Genomic DNA, 20027 nt, shown 5'->3' with positions numbered 1-20027 from the left:
CAGACCTAAGCGCCTTTTCTCCGCCAGATTGGTCGATCCCAACGCTGCGCCGGTCCTGAATAGGGCCGGGCAGCATCGCTCAATTTTTCAGGGAGAATAGCAATGAACCTTAAGGGAAACACGATTTTCATCACTGGTGGCGGTTCCGGCATCGGTCGCGGCCTCGCTGAAGCGTTCCACAAGCTCGGGAACCAGGTGATCATTTCAGGACGCCGAAAGTCGTATCTCGATGACGTCATCACCGCCAATCCTGGGATGGCGGCTTACGAGCTGGACATAACCGATGTCGAAAGCATCAACTCGGTGACACAGCGCATTGTTGCGGACTACCCAGACCTCAACGTCCTGGTCAACAATGCTGGCATCATGCCGTTTGATGACGCCGCGCATCCCATCGAGGAGACAGTTCTCCAAAGCATCGTAAACACCAACCTTCTCGGTCCCATCCGGATGACGTCTGCACTCGTCGAGCATCTCAAGACGAAGGCAGACGCCGTGATCATCAACAACACGTCGGTGCTCGCCTACGTGCCGATCGCCTACAATGCCGTTTACTCCTCCACGAAGGCAGCATTGCACTCCTATTCGCTGTCGCTGCGTTTCGCACTTCGCGAGACCTCTGTCTCGGTGCAGGAGATCGCTCCGCCGTGGGTTGACACCGATTTGATCAAGAAGAGCGGTGATCCTCGGGCGATGCCGCTGGAAGCTTTCATCAACGAGACGATGGCGAAGCTTGCGAGTGAGTCGCCCGAAATTGTCGTCGACATGGTCAAACCGCTGCGCGACAACCCTGGTTCCGGCGAACACGTTTTCTTCACGCAGTTCAACCAAAGCCTGATCGACAATCCGATTCCGCGCTAAGTCTGATCGTCGTGTTTCTGGCGGGCGGTCGACCCGTCCGTCAGAGATCACCGAGGTCGAGAATCTCCCGTGCCTTCGCAATATCGGCGGTCAAATAGGCTCCATCGACTTTATCGAGAGCGCTCTTGACCATTTTACGCGCTTTGATCTCCTGATTAGGCCCCGCCAGTTCATAGGCTGTGTTGGCCGCCCTCAGTTCCCAGAAGGGGGCTTCCATCCGACATGCTTCATCCAGGGAAGCTTCCACCAGCGACTGGGCTAGAATTGGGTCGGACTCTTTTAATACCTTGGCCTTTATCCGCAGTAGTTCTGGACGGCACCAGCCGCCTTCTCCTTTTATGCCTCGATCCAAGGCCTCTAACGGCGCCCGAACGCCCGCCAAGACGAGCAGGTATTCCAACCTCATTCCGACTGCCGAACGGAAAATTTCTTCGGTCTCTGGCTGTTGAATGCCATCAGAGATAAAGGACCGATAGGCAGCCACCCATAGCGACCATCTGTGGAGGTCATGCTTTTTGGTGAGTGTCTCGGCTATATCTAGATACTCACCCGCTCGCTTTTGATCGCCAGACAAGAACGCGATCGGCGATGCCGTCAAAAACAAAAGTAAACACGTTGATATCGAATAATCGAGAGCACGGGCCTCTTCCAAGGCGGAGTCGAGTTCCCCGAATGCTTCAGAGGTTTCACCCTGCAAGAATTTCACGAAAATGAGCACCGCTCGTGAAATGATGCGCTGATCGAAACCGACACCATCGTTTAGGGTCCGTCGCAGAGACCCCTCAGCATCCCGAAGAGATCCGTTCACATGTTCAGAGGCTAGCTTGAGGTTGCCATGGAAGAAGTATCCGTGCTCAAGCATCCGGCTGAAAGATCCCAACGACATCTGGGGAAAACGAATTCCGAGTTTGAGCGCCATATCAATAGCTTCAGCGTATCGCGCGTTTGAAACCCAAATGGAGGCTCGGCCCGCCGTAGCTCTTATGAATGTGGGCATGTCGCCCAGCGATTCCGCAATCTCGGCACTGCGATCGAATTCCTCCAAGGCTTCAGGGTCGGCAGGGTAGCCTCGGACGTGGAATAACGCTCCACCCCTCGATATCCGAAGCTCCATTTCGACGCGCGTCCCTACGTGTTGTGAACCTGGAAGTCTGGCTAAGGCTTGCTCGACCACCTTCGTCTGTTCGTTCATGAGGCCGAGTTGCGCCCACAGAACCGTTGACTTCGCCGAGAGACGGATCGCGAAATCGGCGTCGCGTTCATTGTCGAAGCTCCACTGTATCGCAGCTCGGACGTCATTAATCAGAGATGAGTAGCGTCGCATCCACTGCGGAGTGGCCAGAACCTTCCAATCGGCTTCCGCGCTTTGCAGCTCCTTTTCACAATAGACAGCGTGCGCGGATCTGATCGCATCCGACTGGCCGCTCTTCTCCAGCTTCTCAAGACCATAGCGCCTGGTCGTTTCGAGAAGTCGATAGCTTCCGTCTCCGGCGCTCACGGATAGAAATGACTTCAGGAACAGACCGTCAAAAGCCTCGTAGAAGTCGTCCTCGGAGAGACGGCCTCCGCTAACAGAGAGAGCTGCATCCGACGAAAATGAACCGGCAAACACGGCAACGTATTCGAAAAGCGTTTTCTCTGTGGGCGTCAGGCTATCGAAGCTCCAGTCCAGCGTGGCTCGCAGGGTCTGTTGGCGGGGTGGGGCGGTACGGCGCCCCCGTCGCAACACGGTCAGCGGGTCATCCAGGGAGTTGGCAAGATTGACAAGGCCAAGGTGGGCGACGCGGGAGGCTGCAAATTCGATCGCCAACGGAATTCCATCAAGCCGCCTCACGATTGACGCAGCGGTCTCAAAATCCTCAGGCCGATCGAAACTTTCGACGTCAGATGAAAGCATCATCCTGTCGATAAGGAGTTCCATGGCTGAAAAGGAGGACCAATCAGCGTTGGTGACGTCCTCCGGCGGAATGACCAGCGAGGGCAGTTGCCGGATCCTTTCGCCTGAAACGCGCAGAGGTTCACGGCTGGTAGCCAAGATCGAAACGTTAGGCGTAGCAGTCAGAATGTCTTCGGTCGAAGACGCGGCCTCCAGAATCAGGTGCTCGCAATTGTCGAAAACAAGCAGAACATTGCTATCTTCCAATGCCCGCAAGACGCCGGGCTCGGCATCGTCCGAAAACACTGTGACTCCAAGCAGCGAAGCAAGTGTCGGCATGATGAGCCGCCCGTCGGTGAGTGCAGCAAGATCTACAAACAGGACAGGCCGTGACTCGCTCAGGATCTCGCCAACAGCAAGAGCCACGGACGTTTTTCCAATTCCTCCGGCACCAGCGATCGTGACGAGGCGGTTCGAGGCCACAAGTCGTGCGGTCTCCTCAACAAAAGTCTCCCGGCCTATCAATCGTCCTGCAAGACGGGGCAAACTGCTTGAGATGTTCGCCTTTGGAACCGCAACCGGCTGCACGTCACTGCTGCTCTCACCATCTTCAACAGATTGGACCGGCATGACAAAGGCGTAGCCACGTCCAGGGATATTTTCGATATATCGCCCGGCCTCTCTATCCCCCAACAACTTTCGAAGCGTCACCATATGGACGCGCAGAGCGCCTTCGTCGACGGTCGTAGTCGTCCAAACGGCTTTAATCAGTTCATCTTTACTGATGATCTGCCCAGCTCGTGCAACTAAAACGGCCAAAATGTCGAAAGCACGGCCGCCAAGGTGAAGGATTTTCCCCGACTCGGAGAGGCTGCGATGAGCGATATCGAGTTCGAAACGACCAAATCTCAGTACAGTCATTAGTCGCGAGACCTGATCGGCCGAGAGACTACAAAAATGCGGTCGTTTTCACCTGCTGCTGAAGCTGAAAGGTCCAACACTTGTACGGATGCCACTCTCATGCTCAGCCCATTCTTGATATCTGAATGGTCTATAAACCAACTGGTTCATGGGTTCAATGAACCTCTGCGTGAACAAGCGGGCTATGCGTTATACCCGCCGTCGACGTTCAACACGCTGCCTGTGATGAAAGAGGCGCTCGGCCCAGCAAGAAATGTGATTGCACTTGCAACTTCCGACGGCCTTCCAAGCCTCTTGAGGGCAGTTGACGCGCGTTCGGATTCGATGATGTCCGGTGAAACTGCAACTGCGTCGAATGCGATGGCGCCCATCTGGACGACGTTGATTGATATTCCGCGCGGCCCCAGATCATGCGCCGCGCCCTTGCAGAAGGCGGCCAACGCGGCGCGGGTTGCCGCAAAATCGGCGAGGCCAGGGGTTCCGACGCGATCAGCCAGGCTCGACCCAAGTGCAATAACGCGTCCGCCGTCCGTCATCACTCTGATCACGGCTCTTATGAGAGCAATATTGGATTTCACGTTCATGGAATATTGGAACTCAACTTGGTCCTCATCGAGGTCATCGTCGTCAACTTGCCATTGAACACGATACTCAGAGTTAGCAACCAAGACGTCAATCCTGCCGAATTCCGCCATCACCTGTCGAACCAGCTGGGTATGCTGTGTTGAGCTCGAATCCGTCGGCGCTCTAAACACGACGACTTTACAGCCGATGCCACGGAGTTCGTCTAGCAAAGCAGGCTCAACTTCCGTGTCGAGAAGCGTCAATGCCAGATTGGCGCCGCATCGAGCCAACGCGGTGGCTGTGGCCATGCCGACCCCTTCATCCGCTCGGGTCAAAAGCGCTACTTGTCCAGCTAGGGGCCGGAGACTATCAGTCCGTCCATCCAAAGTGACGTCATTCTGTTGCATTTGGTGCTTGGAGCTCCCTATCCGCCTCGCTTCACATATAGGCTCGCCCTAGAACCGTTTATTGTATCATCGGGCGCCCACGAGAACCTTCAAGTAGCAGGCAACCGTGGTGGCGAAATCGGCATTGTTAACGGAACGCGCTCCGGGTCGTTGACGCCCTAACATCTCTTAACATCGCTTAGCTCGTGTTACGGGGCAGCCTGCAGCTACCTTTCAGCCATCGAAGCAGAAAGGACACTGCCATGACACGAACGGTTTCATTCATACCATTCCTCGTAGGCCCGGGCGGTGAACGCGTCTGGGGTCTAGGACCTCAAGACACTGCAATCGATCTACGTCCGGAAAGTCGTGTTCGGCTCGCGGACATGGCCCACGGCTCCCTCCGAAATTCCCACAAGACCGTTGCGGGCCTTTCCGATTGGCAGAAGAACAAGGTAGTCCGCTATATCGATGAAAACATCGATGGCTGCATCCGTGTCCAGGAGTTGGGCGACCAAGTCCGCTTGAGCGCGAGCCGGTTCTCTAAAGGCTTCAAGGTCTCCTTCGGCCGCTCGCCCTACGACTACGTTTTAAGCCGCCGCGTTGATGCCGCGAAATATCTCATTTCTTCGACCGACGAGCCGTTGAGCCAAATCGCCCAGGCGTGTGGTCTGAGTGATCAGGCGCATCTCTCGAAGGTGTTCAAGCGTCTGGTTGGTGTCACCCCGCTTAAGTGGCGGCGCCTGAGCGCTGGCAAGTGCACCACTCAACACACTCCAGCTTCGTGGCGTCGCCTTGGCTCCGCAGACGTGCACGCATCCGCAAACGCCTGATTAGAGGCGCTTATCCCCCGAGGAGAGGAACGAAAATGTCCAATGAATTTCTCATCAGCCGCCGCGATACGCTGCTGGCCGGTGCCGCCGTAACCGCATCATTTGCAGTCGGCATGCCGCAAGAGACTCAAGCTGCAGCCAAAACAAAACAAGGAAACCATCACATGAACTTTGTCACGACCAAAGACGGTACCAAAATCGCTTACAAGGACTGGGGCAAGGGGCAGCCGATCCTTTTCTCGCACGGCTGGCCACTTTCGAGTGACGCCTGGGACGCACAGATGCTGTATTTCGGCATGAATGGCTTCCGGGTCATTGCTCACGACCGTCGTGGCCATGGAAAGTCTGATCAGCCCTGGACCGGTAACAATATGGATCAGTATGCAGACGACCTCGCTGAGGTCATCGAGCATCTCGATCTGAAGGACTTGGTCATGATCGGCCACTCCACCGGTGGCGGCGAAGTCGCGCATTACATTGGCCGTCACGGCACTAAGCGGGTTTCTAAAGTGGTGCTGGTCGGCGCAGTCCCGCCGCTGATGCTCAAGACCGATGCCAATCCTGAAGGCACTCCCATTGAAGCCTTCGACGGCATCCGAAAGGGCACTGCGACCGATCGCTCGCAGTTCTACAAGGATCTGACGATGCCTTTCTATGGCTTCAATCGCGAGGGCGCCAAGGTTAACGAAGGACTCCGTGAAACGTTCTGGCTGATGGGAATGGAAGGCGGAATCAAGGGCGAATACGATTGCATTCGCGAATTTTCGGAAGTCGACTACACCGACGACCTCAAGAAGATCGACAAGCCGACCCTCATCATTCATGGGGATGACGATCAGATCGTGCCGATCGCAGCAGCTGGCCTCAAGAGCGCAAAGATCGTCAAGAATGCGACGCTCAAGGTCTATCCGGGTGCGCCTCACGGTCTAGCTCAGACCCAGGCTGAGAAGTTCAATGCAGACGTGATGGCCTTCATCAAGGCAGCGTCGTAACTGCAGGCTGGCGCAGAGGCGATCCAAATGACTTCTATTTCCAGCGAACGCGCGGCAGGTCAGTCGCTCGCGCCAGCCTACATCATGGCATTAGGTACTTTTGCTATTGGCACGGAGGGGTTCATGATTGTTCCCCTTCTGCCAAAAATGGGCGAGGATCTTTCACTTCCAGTCTCGGCACTGGGTAGCCTGGTCACCGTCTTCACCCTTACCTTGGCGATCACATCGCCGCTCCTAACCATCCTGTTCGGAAGGGTCGACCGCAAACGTCTGCTCGTCCTGACCATGGCGGCTTTCGCGTTGGCTAATTTAGTGGCCTGGGCATCCCAAGGATACTGGGGAATTTTTTCTGCCCGTGTCCTGCTTGCCATGGCGGCGGGACTTTACACCCCGAACGCAAACGCCTTGATGGGCGCCTTAGTTGTGCCAGAGAAACGCGGACGGGCCCTCGCCATCTTGAATGGTGGTTTGACGATAGCAATCGCAATCGGGCTGCCTATTGGCTCGCTCGTTGGAAACGCCCTTGGCTGGCGGGTGACTTTCCTTGGCGTCGCAGCCCTGTCGATCATCGCAGTGGTTGCGCTGGTTGCAAGGCTGCCTCGTACCGATGGCACCGAAATGCATGTTGCGTCGGTCTCCGACCGCCTCGCGATCGTTAAACGCCCCCTAGTCTTCCGGGAACTGGCTGTGATCTTCTTCTGGGCGCTCGGTACCTATTCGGTCTGGACCTACATCGCTCCATATCTGAACCAGGTCGATGGCCTCGGGCCAAATGGAATTAGCGCCGTTGTCTCGGTTTGGGGGATCGGCGCTGCAATCGGCATCGTACTTGGTGGCACCCTGAATGATCGCATGGGAGCAAGACCGGTCGTCGCCGCAAGCCTTACCCTCGCGGTGTTAGTTTTCCTCTCGCTTATATTCTTTGCAAGAGTTCTGACGCCCGATCAGGCCATTGTTCCGACGGTCATTGCGGTTGCTTTTTGGGGTATCGCGATCTGGGCGTTCTATCCAGCACAGATTGCCACATTGATTCAGGTCGGCCAGCCCGCGGTCCCAATCGCAGTCTCACTCAGCACGTCGTTCATGTACCTGGGCTTTGCCGTGGGCAGCGCCATCGGATCCGCCGTGCTTTCGAGAGGCGGTGTTGGTGACCTGGGCATCACCGGCGTGATTGGGGAAGGTATCGCTCTTCTCATCGCTACCTACGCGAGTTCGAGGATTAGGCAGCCTCGAAGTGCAACTTAACAATCGAATTCAACAAGGGTGGCAAGATTGCTGCCCCTTTCGCCATTCCGATTTTCCGAAGGAGGGAACCATGGAAAAAATGAGGGCCGTTATGATTGCCGCGGGGGTGATCGTGCTTGGGGCCTCGTCGGTACAAGCCGATGGAGATCCAGACAAGGGCAAAAAGGTCTTTGCCCGCTGCAGTGCCTGTCACGCAACGACCGAGCAAAACAAGGTCGGCCCGGGTCTTTTGAATGTTGTCGGTCGACCCGCTGGAAGCATTGCTGGGTACAACTATTCCGCTGCGTTGAAAGGGTCTGGTCTCACTTGGGATGAGCCTACTCTCGACGCCTTCCTTAAAGCGCCAGCCGCCTTGGTCAAGGGGACCCGCATGAGCGCGTCAATCCCGAAAGACCAGGATCGAGCAGATGTCATCAGCTATCTGAAAACACTGACAGCGCAATAGAGAACCCAGGAAGGTTAGACCAATGAAGACGATCACCATCAACGGCAAAACACATGAAGTCGATGTTCCTGATGACATGCCACTGCTTTGGGTTTTGAGAGACGTGCTCGGCATGACCGGAACCAAATACGGTTGCGGTATCGCCCAATGCGGAGCATGTACCGTCCTGATAGATGACATGGCAGTTCGATCCTGTCAGACAACCATGGATATGATCGATGCTCAACAGATCACCACGATCGAGGGCGTCGGTGAGACCGAAAACGGGCGCAAAGTCCAGACGGCGTGGCTCGAAAAGGAGGTTGTCCAGTGCGGGTACTGTCAATCCGGCCAGATCATGTCGGCAACCGCGCTTCTTAATACCAATGCGAAGCCGACAGACTCCGACATCGATGAGGCAATGGCAGGCAATATTTGCCGTTGCGGAACTTATGTCCGGATCCGCGATGCGATCCACACGGCAGCGGCATAGAGGGGACGGACATGATCAACAATCTTCATTCCCGTCGCGGCTTCCTCAAAGGTACCGTTCTGGCGACCGGAGGTCTTGTGCTGGCGGTTCAACTGCCACGGATGGGGCGAGCAACCGGCCCAGCGAGTTCCTCTGAAGAGGCCGCCTTCACGCCCAACGCCTTCGTGAAAATTGATGAAAGTGGCATCACCCTGATCATGCCACACACGGAGGTAGGGCAGGGTATCTATACATCCAGCGCGATGTTGATGGCTGAGGAGCTCGAGCTACGGCTTGACCAGTTGAAAGTGGAAGCCGCTCCGCCGGACCTTTCGAAATATATGGATCCCATCCTGTACGACCAGGCGACGGGTGGATCGACATCCACTCGTTCCGACTGGATGCGGCTACGGCAGGCAGCCGCTACGGCGCGTATCATGCTTGTTGGAGCGGCGGCCGCCAGATGGCGGGTCGATCCGGCCCAATGTCGGGTCCACGAGGGGACGATCTATCACGACGCTTCAAATCAATCGTCGACCTACTATGACATCGCGGCCGAGGCGGCAAAGCTGCCCGTTCCAGCCGACGTTCCATTGAAGGACCCGTCTCAGTTCAAAGTCATCGGAACGCGAGCAAAGAGGCTCGACACTCCCGGCAAAGTCAACGGTTCGGTCGTCTACGGTATGGATATCAGGGTCCCCGGCATGAAATATGCGACGCTGGCGATTTCTCCGGTGACCGGTGGCCGTTTCACAAAAATGGACGAAGCTGCGGCTCGCGCCGTGAAAGGTGTCCTCGACATCGTGACCGCCGATAATGCCGCTATTGCGGTGATCGGCGAACACATGTGGGCGGCGAAGCAAGGCCTGGATGCCCTCAATATCGAATGGGACGCGGGTGAAAACGGCGCCGTCACGGTGGACACTATTGTCGCCAAGATGGACCAGGTTTCGCAACAGCCGGGGGTCGTCATCCGTGATGAAAATAAAGCGGTTGACGTAATCGCCAACGCCCCAACAAAGCTTTCGGCGATTTACCGTTCGCCGTTCCTGTCGCATTCACCGATGGAACCCCTGAATTGCACCCTGCATATTCAAAACGATCGGGCAGAGGTCTGGGTAGGCACACAGGTGCCTGTCCGCACACAAAAGGCGGTAGCCGACATCACAGGGCTGCCGGTCGAAAAAGTCACCGTGAACAATCAGCTGATGGGTGGAGCGTTTGGACGCCGGTTGGACGTCGATACGATTGAGCTGGCGGCCAAGCTCCTGAAGGACATCCGCTACCCGGTCAAACTGGTCTGGACGCGCGAACAGGACATGACCCACGACTATTACCGGCCATATTACTACGACCGGGTGGCGGCAGGCCTCGACAAGGACGGCCGCTTGATTGGCCGCACGCATCGGGTGACCGGGTCCTCCATTTTCGCACGGTGGGCGCCAGCAGCGTTCAAGAATGGCATCGATCCTGATGCCGTCGATTGCGCGTCGGAGACCCCCTACGATGAAGAGGCCGTTTTTGCGGATTATGTTCGCGACGAGCCTGCGGGTGTTAATACCAGCTGGTGGAGAGGTGTCGGGGCATCGCACAATCTCTTTGTAGTCGAGAGCTTTGTGGATGAGATGGCGACCGCGACAAAGCAGGACCCGCTTGAGTTTCGCCGGAAGATGCTCACGAAGAATCCGCGAGCACTTGCGGTACTGAACCTTGCCGCGGAGAAAGCAGGCTGGGGTCAAGCATTGCCGCCGGGAAGGGGCAAGGGCATCAGCCTTCAAGTGGCTTTTGGAAGCTATCTCGCCCACATCCTGGAAATTGAGATCACCGATGAAAAGGAGGTGCGCCTCCTTCGCTCGGTCATCGCGGTTGATTGCGGCGTTGTGATCAATCCAGACACCGTTGTCGCCCAGATGGAGGGTGGAGTGATCTTTGGTCTGAGCAGCGCGATGTTCAACCAGGTCACCTTCACTGATGGAGCCGTCGATCAGACAAACTTCGACACCTATCGGGTACTTCGTATCAACGAGGCACCCAAGGTCGAGGTCTATCAGATCAAGAGTGGCGAAGCGCCCGGAGGTGTCGGCGAGGCAGGAACGGCCGCTGCAGCTGGGGCACTTGCCAACGCGATCTTTGCCGCAACTGGAAAGCGGATTCGCTCCTTACCGCTTGCCGAGGCACTAGGCTAATGCCGCGAGACTGTAGGCCGCGCGTTCGAGCGCGGCCCGCAACACCCTCGACGAACTTTCTGGAGATTGGAAATGGATCCGTTGCGATTGGCGGAGGAGTGGTTTCTTTCTGGCCGACAGGTTGCTGTCGCGACAGTTTTGAAGACATGGGGATCTGCACCGAGACCAGTCGGCAGCTGTTTGGTTATCGATCAGGACGGCAACTTTGAGGGGTCGGTCTCGGGCGGCTGTGTTGAGGGCGAGGTCATCGCGCAAGCCATTTCGGTGATTGAGACCGGCAGCCCCACGCTTCTTGATTTCGGTGTGGCGGACGAAACAGCATGGCGGGTCGGCCTTTCATGCGGAGGCAGAATCGAAGTCTTTGTGGAGAGGGTCGACTGATGCAATTCTCCGAACTTACAAAGATAAACAAGCTTAGGGCCAGTCGAACGCCGATTGTTGAGATCGTCGATTTAAGATCGGGCAACCAAACTCTTCATCTGGATCGAATTCCAGAGAACGATCCCCTCCGCGTTGAGATCGAGATCGCCTTGATTGACGGTATCTCTCGCCGGGTCTCGGTGGGAACGGAAAACTACTTTCTCAGAGTTCACGTCCCCAAAAGGCGCATCGTCGTCGTCGGGGCCGTCCACATCACCCAGCACCTCGCTCCTATGGCATCTGCAACAGGCTTGGAAGTTTTAATCATCGACCCTCGTGAAGCGTTTGCTTCCGCCGCGAGATTTCCCGATGCGGCGATATATTCGCTTTGGCCGGAGGAGGCGTTCGCTGCCATTCAACTCGATAGATCGACCGCAGTTATTGCGGTCACACACGATCCGAAAATCGATGACCCGGCGATTGTTGCAGCGCTCTCGCACGGTTGCTTTTATGTCGGAGCCCTCGGAAGCAGAAAGACACACGCTGCTCGTCTTGATCGATTGCAAAGTCACGGGTTCTCTCGTGAGCAACTACTGCCTATCCGGGCGCCAATCGGCTTGGACATCGGTGCTCGCACGCCAGCGGAGATCGCTGTGTCGATCCTCGCCGAAGTCATCGCTTTTCAGGCGGGCAGGGTAGGTAGGGAGCTGATCTGATGTTCGGTATCATGGAAACCAGAACAGCTCTCGGAGCTATCTTGGCACACAAGGTCAGTGCGGAAGGCAGAACTTTTCAAAAAGGACACAAGCTTACCCGGGAAAATCTGAGTTTCCTGGGCTCTTTGGGAATCTCACAGGTCACGGCACACCGTATCGAACCCGACGAGGTTGACGAGGAGAATGCGGCAGATCTCGTTAGCAGGGCGATTGGTGCAGAACACATGAGGATTGCCCCGGCCGTGGGTGGTCGGATGAATTTCTACAGCCAGGCGGATGGACTATTCATCGCCGACAAAAAATTAGTCGACATTTTCAACAGCATTGACCACGCCATCACGTTCGCTTCCTTGCCAGATCGCATCTCCGTAAAGGCGGGAGAAATGATCGCCACCGTGAAAATCATCCCGCTCGCAGTCTCAAGGTCGGCAGTCGAAGCTGCAGCGTCGGTCGCAGGGATAGGGTGCATGATCAAGGTCATGCCGTTCCGTCGCTACACGGCCAGTTTGATCGCCACTCAGTTGCCCAGCCTATCCGAAAAAACGATGAGCAAGACAGCTCGCATTCTTGGTATTCGGCTCATGGAGAGGAACAGCCTCCTTCTGTCCGAAACACGGGTGGCTCATTCCGCGGACGCAGTTGCCGCGGCGTTGAAAGTAGAGATCGAGACGCGCCCGCCCGGTGACCACATGATTGTCATCTTTGGGGCTTCCGCCGTTGTCGACAATAACGACGTAATTCCTGAAGCCATACGTTTGGCAGGTGGTGCGGTCGAACGCGTTGGCATGCCTGTAGACCCAGGTAATCTCCTGGTTCTCGGCCGGGTCGGCGATATTCCTGTGATCGGTGCGCCTGGTTGCGCTCGCAGTTCGTCTGAAAACGGACTGGATTGGGTCCTGGACAGGTTGATCGCGGGCGATCATCTCGATGGCTTGGAAATCAGTCGAATGGGGGTGGGAGGTTTGCTCAAGGAAATCTCGGCCCGCCCGCAACTACGTGAACAGCCAGTTCGAGGCGCTCATTTTCTGGATCGAGATGCGGTAAGCGCATGATTGCGCGAACGCGAGAGAACCATATGAACATCCAGCCAACGGAAATTCAAGCAAACACGTCCAGGACAATCCGCTCAATCGAGGCCGAAGCATGGATCGACATGCTGGATGCCGCACCGCTGCCGGTTCGGAAGCAGTTGGGGATCGAGACTTTCCGGAGCGACAATGCGTGCTTTCTAGCCTGCCGTGAGCTTCCTGCCGTGCCCTTCAATCGCGGATTTGCCGTTAGACCGCAGTGGTCGGCTAGCGAGAAGGAGATGGCAGAAGGGTTGCGATGGCTGGATCGCAACGCATCGAAAATGTGGGTAATTCAAGTTGACGAGGAGGGTTTCGACGCTTCCAGTGCCGCTCTGTCCCGCATGGGGATCACACGGAAGGACAGTGGTTGGATAAAATTCTTCTCCAGACCGGTCGATCACATTGTGCCGAACGAACCCCGGATCGAAATCGCCGACGGCGGCCGGAAGGCGACCGACTTCGCCAACGTGATCAACGCGGCGTATGGCTTCCCAACGGCGACCTTCGAGTGGTTCAAGGCGCTCGCCAGCCGGGACAGATGGACCTGCTATGTCGCGTATGCCGATAATGAGCCTTGCTCAGCAGGAGCGGCTTTCTTCGGATCTGCTGGGGCATGGTTCGGCATCGATGCGACTCTTGCCACCGCGAGAGGGAAGGGCCTCCAGTCAGCAATGATAGCGCGGCGGTTACGCGATGTAGGGGACAAGGGAGCCGTCATCGCAATGGCCGAGACTGGCCGACCTACAACCGTCGATAGTCCGTTGGGCACCAGCTTCAGGAATTATCAGCGGGCGGGCTTCGAGGTTCAGCACTATTCGGCGAATTTTGCTCGGGATCCGAACGCCCCGCGCAGTGCAACGCCCGTTTTTATGATGTGAAGAAGCGCACCCTGACGGTACGCTTCTTCTTCGACCGGTAACTACTGAGCGGGCTGACGCATTGGCTTCAGGGCGACCGCCCACTTGTGCAGTTCCCCCAGGAGCGTGGTCGTTCCAGAGGTCACTGCTTCGTTAGGGGTGAAAATTCCTTCGTCATTGATGAACTGGGTATAGAAAGGCACCGGAACCGGCTGGTTGATTGCCACCACGTTCACGTTTCCCAGCAACTGACGAAGTTCCTGGGAGCCGCGTAGGCCGCCGGAAACGCCGCCATAGCTGACGATTGCTGCTGGCTTGTAGGTCCACTCGTGGAAGAGGCACTGGATTGCATTCACGAGGGCTGCCGAAACGAAGTAGTCATACTCCGGCGCAACAAACAAAAACGCGTCAGCTGAGGCTACGCTTTCGCTCCATCGCTTAGTATGTTCGTGCTCATACTTTCGCATTGCCGGATGGGCTGGTTCATCCAGAAGCGGCAGGGCGAAATCTGCGAGATCCACCAGCTCGACGTCGAACTGGCCGTGTTCCTTGGCGAATTGTTCGACCCATTTTGCCACCGTCGGACCGTTGCGGCCCGGCCGAGTGCTGCCGATTATAATGTTCAACTTAAGTGCCATGTGGTTACCTTTCTGGCGTCAAAGGACCCTTAAGGTCCGGTTCGGATTTTCTGAAGGGTGATCTCGCTAAAGAGGAATCCTGTAGAAACCAAGGGCTTCTTCCAGCTCCGTCTGTTCGTAGCTAAAATGCGAGCGAATTGTCTTGTCGAGGACGTCAAACGTCGTTTTGGCCATGGAGAAGGTGTCGGGGCCGGGTTGCGTCAAAATCAGCGCAACATTGGCCGAGAGCTCGTCCAGGATCTGGCCAATTATCCGATGCTCGTCTGCAAGGCGTTCGACAACTCGCTTTAGTCCCTCGTCGCCATTCGCATGGAGAATCGGAAAGAATTCTTCGTCCTCTGCTCGGTGGTGAAAATCCAGGAACTGGCATTCGCGACCGCAAAGATTGCCGAAAGCTCTGTAGTTCTTCAAAAGCTCGAGCGAACCGATGTGCTCGGCCAATTCTCCAGCAGCAATTTCACCAGCTTCGACCATGTCCATCATTGCCCTGGTCTCGTCCAGAGCAACAACGTGCATTTCGTGAATCATCGCCAGCTTCTTGCCTGTCATTCGATGTGCGAGCGTCGCGCCGGGAATTGGTGGGGCCTTTGGTCGTGTTTTATCGTCGAGAAGATCGAACACTTTCATGAAATTCACTGCCGTTCATTTCGTCGTTGAACCAGATGGTGCAGTTCGCCTGCAACCAACATTCGGATGGTCGGTATCCAAATGATCCCATTGTATCGCTGGGAAACTAGAACCATATTTAGCCCGTCTTGAATACGGCACAAGAAGGCACTTTCAGGCTACGGAGGTATCCTTGACTATACCGCATATACTAACTGAGCATCCTGCTTGCTGGCCTGTCAGGGATCTCTTGTCGACCATAGGAAGCAAGTGGGCGATCCTGCTCATTGGCCTGCTTCAAGAACGCCCCAAGCGATTCTCAGAATTGAAGAGGGAGGTCGGGGACATCACCCAGAAGTCGCTAACCAGCGTGCTGCGAGAGCTGGAGAAGGACGGCATCGTCGATCGCATAGTGACGCCGACGATACCGCCGCGCGTAGACTACCGCCTTACGCCGCTGGGCCATTCGCTGTGGAAAGCCCTGGAGGCTCTCAGCAGCTGGGCAATCGAAAATCACACTGCCGTTGCCGAGGCCCGTCGACGCTACAACGCTCCCTCGACTGTCGAGGTCAAGTAGAGAAGGGCCGATAGCACCTCGCGTGCCGGATTGTCCTATTTCGCTAAATCCGCCGACGCTAAGGCTGATGCGTTGGTTCGAAGCGGAGATGGATGCAAATGGGGGATGAAGTTAGCGGGAGCTTGCTCGCGACCATTTCCATGCGGTTGATGGGGGCGATGGAGTCTATCGCCACCGCGCGAACATACGAGGACACACTTAGTCGCTTGAATTCCGCCGCCAGAGGTCTGTTGTCAGCGGATTCTGCGGCGTTGATCCGCCTGGAAGGGGACGTCTGTCTTTGTGTTGATGAGGACGCCTTCGATCCGCTCTGGATCGGCCGTAGTTTCCCCGTCGATGCGTGTGTGAGCGGCCTTTCCATAGCGTTAAATGAAAAGGTGATCGTCCACGACATCGCTGAAGACGAACGCACTCTCAATACCATCTACGACGGCACTTTCGTCCGCGCGGTCTCGGTCGTCCCGCTTTCATCACCTGGCCTGTCCGCAATCGGGTTTTATTGGGCTAAACCCCATACCCCAACTGATAACGAGCTCGCAATGGTGGAGGTATTGGGTCGAATTGCATCGACAACTCTTTCACTGCTAGCCGAAAATACGCGAGCCGCCCTCGCGCAGCGCGATGCAGAGCTCGCTCGTGATGAACTTCGGCACCGTTTGAAGAACGCCTACGCAAGCGCCATCGGCGTTGCATCCTTGACGCTCCCTAAAGAGATGGCATCGGAATATGCGGGAAGGGTGCGAGCCCTTGTTTCCACATACGATGCGATTGATGGACCCGCTTCAACCCTGCCGCAGCAGCAATTGAGCACCTGTATTGCAAACGCTCTGAGCCCCTATCAGCGAGGGCCTGACGTGCCTATCTCACTTGATGGACCGATCGTCGACTTGCAAGGTGATGCGATTAGCGCAGTTGGCCTTCTGATGAACGAGTTCGCTACAAACTCAATCAAGTATGGGGCGCTTTCAAACGAAACTGGTCGAATCGCAGTCAGCTGGAGAACGAATGACGCGGGAATGATAATGACTTGGGCGGAACGTGATGGGCCGCCGGTCGATGTCTCAGGATCGCCCAGCGAAGGGTCGCGTCTGTTGCGACGGATCGCTGAGCGGTACCTCAGGGGAAGGATAGACTGCCGACCAGCCATCGACGGGATGGAGTGGTTAGTCGAAATGCAAACGGGCTTCACGCCCCACTAACGGATCTCTTTGTACATGGCGTTTCGGCACCCAAGGGTGACACACTGAGCATTGCCGCCGACCGCAGCCGAAGTTCCATTCCCACGTTGTCTCCGCAGCCCTAATCTGTAACCGGCCTATCATGCGCATGCGACGGGAGTTTGCACATGGAGACAACATCGGAGGTTCTCACGGCCAGGTACCTGGATGTGAGGTTCATTGGCATTGGCCGAACGAAGGCAAGGCGCAGATCGTTTCAAAGTGCTTGAGATCGGTGAATGAGGTCGCCGAGGGCTTTGGATTGCGGACGAACCGCTCCTTGCGGACCATGGCGCCGCAGAGCAAGCCGGTTCTACCCGTACCCGAGGATGCGCGGAGTTTGCCGCGTTGATTGTCGATACGTACCTGACGGCTCGGGTTTGGCCAAAAGGCGACATTACGCGTGAGAACCGGTGCGTTGCGCTTTCAGGTTGATGATTCCCTTATTGTGAAATGATAAAATGCCCAAGTGACCACTTGGATCCGATTCGCGAAAGCTGGACGCCATCTCCACTTTAGACAACATTCGTACAGCGACCACATATGCCGAGAGCTATCTCTACGGTGATGGGAAGTTCTTCTTAATTGTTTACAACAACGATGACCACACCGTAGCAGTCGAGCGTTACTCTGAAATATTACAGCTTCAAGCCCGTCTTGCAACCATCGAACGCCACATCGAAGAGGGGCTCACACGCTCGAAAGTTGTGACCGTCGAGGTGTCACGCGTTAACAATCTCGTGCGAACATATCCGAATTATTTCGGCGACGTTGGGGTCTTTTTGAACAACCTGAGAAGGATAGTTCGAGGCCAGGATGCTCTGGAATTCACTCTGATTCAGCAAGAGCGCGTGAAACTTCCGGAACAGCAGCCCCAAGGAGATGTCCGAAATCTGAACCGGCGCTACACACGCTGGTACCCTAGCTGAAAATCGGGAGACGGCCTCAAGCGCAGGCAATCCGGGGGGCGCTGTGACGGCGCCGAGCAAGAAGTGGTTGCAGGCGCCTTGGCACATACAGTAACGGTGATAGCGGTCATTTTCTTACTCTATGGTGCTTTCGTTCGACGCGGGCGGGACGGTGTTGATGGCTTCATCAGCGGCGCCAGCAAGCGCCTGGCTCATTTTGAGGATGACGGCTTTTGCATCCAATCCGTGCCGCTCGGCGACGAATGACGGCTCGTTATACGAAAACCAATGGCCGTCGGGAGTGCTCCAAGCCAATGCCTTCAGTGGCAGATCGATACCTGCCCGCTGGTCGCGCTGGAGCAATTCGGTACCTACTTTGGGATTGCCAAATATCGTCAGCAAAGTGGGGCCTAACTGCAATCCAACGGCTTCCGCGTCGGCAGCGAAGTCTATTCGAGCAAAAACCTTCATCCCGCGTGCGACAATCGCTCGCTCGAATGCCGCCATAGTATCGGCTGGGCTGGTACGGGCCTTCAGAACAGTCAGCCCCGGCGTCATGTGAGCTTCTCCTTAGAAGAGCCAGCGAGTGCGGCGTTTCCTGCAGGCTCAGTGGTGGAGCCGAAGGCGATCCTATTGACGCCGATCGCCACGACCATCCCCATCACCTGGGCCGCGACGAAAGCGACGGCAGTAACGGGTGCCAAGGCAACAGGCCCTGAAGCGAAGGCGGCAGCTAGCGTCACCGCTGGGTTGGCATAAGAGGTGGATGGAGTGGCGAGGATCGCGCCGACCAACCAAGAGCCGACTGCAAAGGGGCCGGTGTCCCATCTGCTGCTTCGGGCGCATCCAAAGACGACTGTCATCAGTCCAGCAGACGCTACTAGCTCGCTGAGGAGCATGCCGAAGGAGGGAAATTCAGGCGAGACCGTCCGAAAGGGGCTCCCAAACATCTGTCCGGCTACCAATGCCCCGACAACGCCACCAATAATTTGAGCGATGACGTAGCCTACAGTGCAGTCGCCCTTACGCTCGCCCCCAAGCCACTGTGCGAATGTTATTAGCGGGTTGTAATGGCCGCCGGAAACCTTCCCCAGGGCAATGATCAGGCCCACCAGGGATCCAGCGATCGCAATCGCGATTATGAGCGATGCTGCCAACGGCTGAGCTTTCGCGAACATTGAGACCGCGAGACCGGATCCGACCATGGCAACGACAAGAAGCCCGGTTCCCACGCTCTCCACAAAGGCCCGTCTAAAAAGAGACAGGGCGGGGTCGCGTTCGAAAAAGCACCGGACGTCTACTGAGATATAGGTGTCGGCCATTTTAGGATGCCGATTGTTGACTTGCGAGCCAACGCCCTTCGACCTCTTCCATTTTGACTGCGAGTTCCCCGGGCGTCAGAATGCCCTTCTGGAAGAGAATGTTAGCAAATGCCGCGATCCATCGTTCATAGTAGGAGAGCTTGCCGACCATTTCAGAGCCGAGTGCCTCAACACCGCGGCGCTTTTCCTCGGTGTTGATTATTTTGTGAAAGTCGAGGACGTCAGCCAGGGCATGGCAACGCTTCTCCCAAGGAAGTAGCTCGTGCTCAACGCGTTCGACTTTTCCGGCAGAATCGCCACCGATATCGTTCGGTAGTTTTTTGACGAGTAGTTCTGAGCCCATCACACGGCCTCCTTTTCGTAGCTTACAGGGATCACGCCGATCATGGCGTCGCGTGTGACGAGGTCGGCGAGCTCTTCTTCGCTCAGAGCTTCTGTTCCAGCAGGGCGCAAAGGCAGGACAAGGTATCGGATGACAGCCGTGGAGTCGCTGACGCGGATCTCAACGTCGTCCGGGATGTGAGTGCCGAACTCCTCCAGCACCGCTCTCGGTTCATGGACGGCGCGAGCTCGGTACGGCTTCAGTTTGTACCAGTCTGGTGGCAGACCAAGGACGGGCCGGGGATAGCAGGAGCACAAGGTGCAGACGATCAGATTGTGGACGTCCACCGTGTTCTCGAGCACGATCAGTTGGGTATCGTCGTAGAATGTGATGCCCAGTTCTTCGCAGGCGGTGCGTCCGTTTTCCAGGAGCCGTTCCTTGTAAGCGGGATCCATCCAAGCCCTGGCGACGACCTTGGCGCCGAGTGCGGGAGTTCGAGAGTCGAGGACTTCGATCTGCCTTCTGATCTCGTCGGCACCGAAAAGCTTGCGCTCAACCAGCAGTTCTCTGACTGCGGTTTCCATTATCTCGTAGTATCCAGGATGCTCGTCGGCCGTGATAGCCTCGTGAGGGTGATCATGATCATGATCATGATCGTGGCCGCGGTCGGTCAT

Annotated in this window: 21 protein-coding genes; 13 read left to right on the top strand and 8 right to left on the bottom strand. The window is 56.4% G+C overall.

Features of this window, described 5'->3' with window-relative positions:
* The first annotated feature begins 102 nt into the window (after positions 1-102).
* The gene (locus AB8B33_RS37565; protein WP_130709419.1) at positions 103-861 is read left to right on the top strand and encodes an SDR family oxidoreductase; all 759 of its coding nucleotides are present in this window, start codon (positions 103-105) and stop codon (positions 859-861) included.
* A gap of 40 nt (positions 862-901) precedes the next feature.
* Here the strand turns inward: AB8B33_RS37565 and AB8B33_RS37560 are convergent, their stop codons facing one another.
* Together AB8B33_RS37560 and AB8B33_RS37555 are read right to left on the bottom strand one after the other, a co-directional pair.
* The gene (locus AB8B33_RS37560; RefSeq protein ID WP_130763038.1) at positions 902-3658 is read right to left on the bottom strand and encodes an ATP-binding protein; all 2757 of its coding nucleotides are present in this window, start codon (positions 3656-3658) and stop codon (positions 902-904) included.
* A gap of 182 nt (positions 3659-3840) precedes the next feature.
* A complete protein-coding gene (locus AB8B33_RS37555; protein WP_130733077.1) occupies positions 3841-4629 on the bottom strand; it encodes an SDR family NAD(P)-dependent oxidoreductase in 789 nt (262 codons plus the stop codon).
* Positions 4630-4994: 365 nt separating this feature from the next.
* Here AB8B33_RS37555 and AB8B33_RS37550 point away from each other — a divergent pair, with 365 nt between their 5' ends.
* From AB8B33_RS37550 to AB8B33_RS37505, 10 genes are all read left to right on the top strand, one after another.
* Complete coding sequence (locus AB8B33_RS37550; RefSeq protein ID WP_017996728.1) at positions 4995-5441, top strand: helix-turn-helix domain-containing protein; 447 nt, start codon at positions 4995-4997, stop codon at positions 5439-5441.
* A gap of 164 nt (positions 5442-5605) precedes the next feature.
* Positions 5606-6433 carry an alpha/beta fold hydrolase gene (locus tag AB8B33_RS37545; RefSeq protein WP_026157650.1) on the top strand — a complete coding sequence of 276 codons (828 nt, stop codon included), beginning with the start codon at positions 5606-5608 and terminating at the stop codon, positions 6431-6433.
* 27 nt (positions 6434-6460) lie between these two features.
* The gene (locus AB8B33_RS37540) at positions 6461-7678 is read left to right on the top strand and encodes an MFS transporter (RefSeq protein ID WP_439019360.1); all 1218 of its coding nucleotides are present in this window, start codon (positions 6461-6463) and stop codon (positions 7676-7678) included.
* Between the two features lie 70 nt (positions 7679-7748).
* Complete coding sequence (locus tag AB8B33_RS37535) at positions 7749-8123, top strand: c-type cytochrome (protein WP_130763037.1); 375 nt, start codon at positions 7749-7751, stop codon at positions 8121-8123.
* A 22-nt stretch (positions 8124-8145) separates the two neighbouring features.
* On the top strand, positions 8146-8595 hold the full coding sequence (locus tag AB8B33_RS37530; RefSeq protein WP_130763036.1) for a (2Fe-2S)-binding protein: 450 nt from the start codon (positions 8146-8148) through the stop codon (positions 8593-8595).
* 11 nt (positions 8596-8606) lie between these two features.
* Entirely contained in the window at positions 8607-10760 is a 2154-nt protein-coding gene (locus AB8B33_RS37525; protein ID WP_130763035.1) for a xanthine dehydrogenase family protein molybdopterin-binding subunit, read from the top strand.
* Positions 10761-10832: 72 nt separating this feature from the next.
* The gene (locus AB8B33_RS37520) at positions 10833-11141 is read left to right on the top strand and encodes an XdhC family protein (protein ID WP_130732283.1); all 309 of its coding nucleotides are present in this window, start codon (positions 10833-10835) and stop codon (positions 11139-11141) included.
* Entirely contained in the window at positions 11141-11836 is a 696-nt protein-coding gene (locus AB8B33_RS37515; protein WP_130763034.1) for an XdhC family protein, read from the top strand. The genes AB8B33_RS37520 and AB8B33_RS37515 overlap by 1 nt, the downstream gene beginning before the upstream one ends.
* Entirely contained in the window at positions 11836-12888 is a 1053-nt protein-coding gene (locus AB8B33_RS37510; protein ID WP_130763033.1) for a molybdopterin-binding protein, read from the top strand. Before AB8B33_RS37515 ends, AB8B33_RS37510 begins: the two co-directional genes overlap by 1 nt.
* A gap of 23 nt (positions 12889-12911) precedes the next feature.
* On the top strand, positions 12912-13784 hold the full coding sequence (locus AB8B33_RS37505; RefSeq protein ID WP_130763032.1) for a hypothetical protein: 873 nt from the start codon (positions 12912-12914) through the stop codon (positions 13782-13784).
* Between the two features lie 41 nt (positions 13785-13825).
* On the opposite strand, the gene AB8B33_RS37500 is transcribed toward AB8B33_RS37505, so the two are convergent.
* A complete protein-coding gene (locus AB8B33_RS37500; protein WP_130710645.1) occupies positions 13826-14401 on the bottom strand; it encodes an NADPH-dependent FMN reductase in 576 nt (191 codons plus the stop codon).
* Between the two features lie 66 nt (positions 14402-14467).
* Positions 14468-15028: a hemerythrin domain-containing protein gene (locus AB8B33_RS37495; RefSeq protein WP_204337981.1), complete on the bottom strand. Its 561-nt coding sequence runs from the start codon at positions 15026-15028 to the stop codon at positions 14468-14470.
* Between the two features lie 172 nt (positions 15029-15200).
* On the opposite strand from AB8B33_RS37495, the gene AB8B33_RS37490 reads away from it, so the two are divergent.
* A complete protein-coding gene (locus AB8B33_RS37490; protein ID WP_017996712.1) occupies positions 15201-15584 on the top strand; it encodes a winged helix-turn-helix transcriptional regulator in 384 nt (127 codons plus the stop codon).
* Positions 15585-15682: 98 nt separating this feature from the next.
* Complete coding sequence (locus tag AB8B33_RS37485; protein ID WP_130763031.1) at positions 15683-16783, top strand: hypothetical protein; 1101 nt, start codon at positions 15683-15685, stop codon at positions 16781-16783.
* A gap of 1061 nt (positions 16784-17844) precedes the next feature.
* On the opposite strand, the gene AB8B33_RS37480 is transcribed toward AB8B33_RS37485, so the two are convergent.
* Genes AB8B33_RS37480 through AB8B33_RS37465 form a run of 4 tightly spaced genes read right to left on the bottom strand, consistent with a single transcriptional unit; the run spans position 17845 to position 20027 of the window.
* Positions 17845-18267 (bottom strand): DUF302 domain-containing protein, encoded by a 423-nt coding sequence (locus AB8B33_RS37480; RefSeq protein WP_130732267.1) that lies wholly within the window; start codon positions 18265-18267, stop codon positions 17845-17847.
* The gene (locus tag AB8B33_RS37475; protein WP_130763030.1) at positions 18264-19031 is read right to left on the bottom strand and encodes an aquaporin; all 768 of its coding nucleotides are present in this window, start codon (positions 19029-19031) and stop codon (positions 18264-18266) included. The genes AB8B33_RS37480 and AB8B33_RS37475 overlap by 4 nt, the downstream gene beginning before the upstream one ends.
* Before the next feature lies 1 nt (position 19032).
* Positions 19033-19377: an SH3-like domain-containing protein gene (locus AB8B33_RS37470; protein WP_130763029.1), complete on the bottom strand. Its 345-nt coding sequence runs from the start codon at positions 19375-19377 to the stop codon at positions 19033-19035.
* Positions 19374-20027 carry a nitrile hydratase subunit alpha gene (locus AB8B33_RS37465; RefSeq protein WP_130763028.1) on the bottom strand — a complete coding sequence of 218 codons (654 nt, stop codon included), beginning with the start codon at positions 20025-20027 and terminating at the stop codon, positions 19374-19376. The genes AB8B33_RS37470 and AB8B33_RS37465 overlap by 4 nt, the downstream gene beginning before the upstream one ends.

This window comes from Rhizobium sp. 768_B6_N1_8 (assembly GCF_051811225.1).
GTDB lineage: Bacteria > Pseudomonadota > Alphaproteobacteria > Rhizobiales > Rhizobiaceae > Rhizobium.
This window is presented reverse-complemented; position numbering and strand designations above follow the sequence as displayed.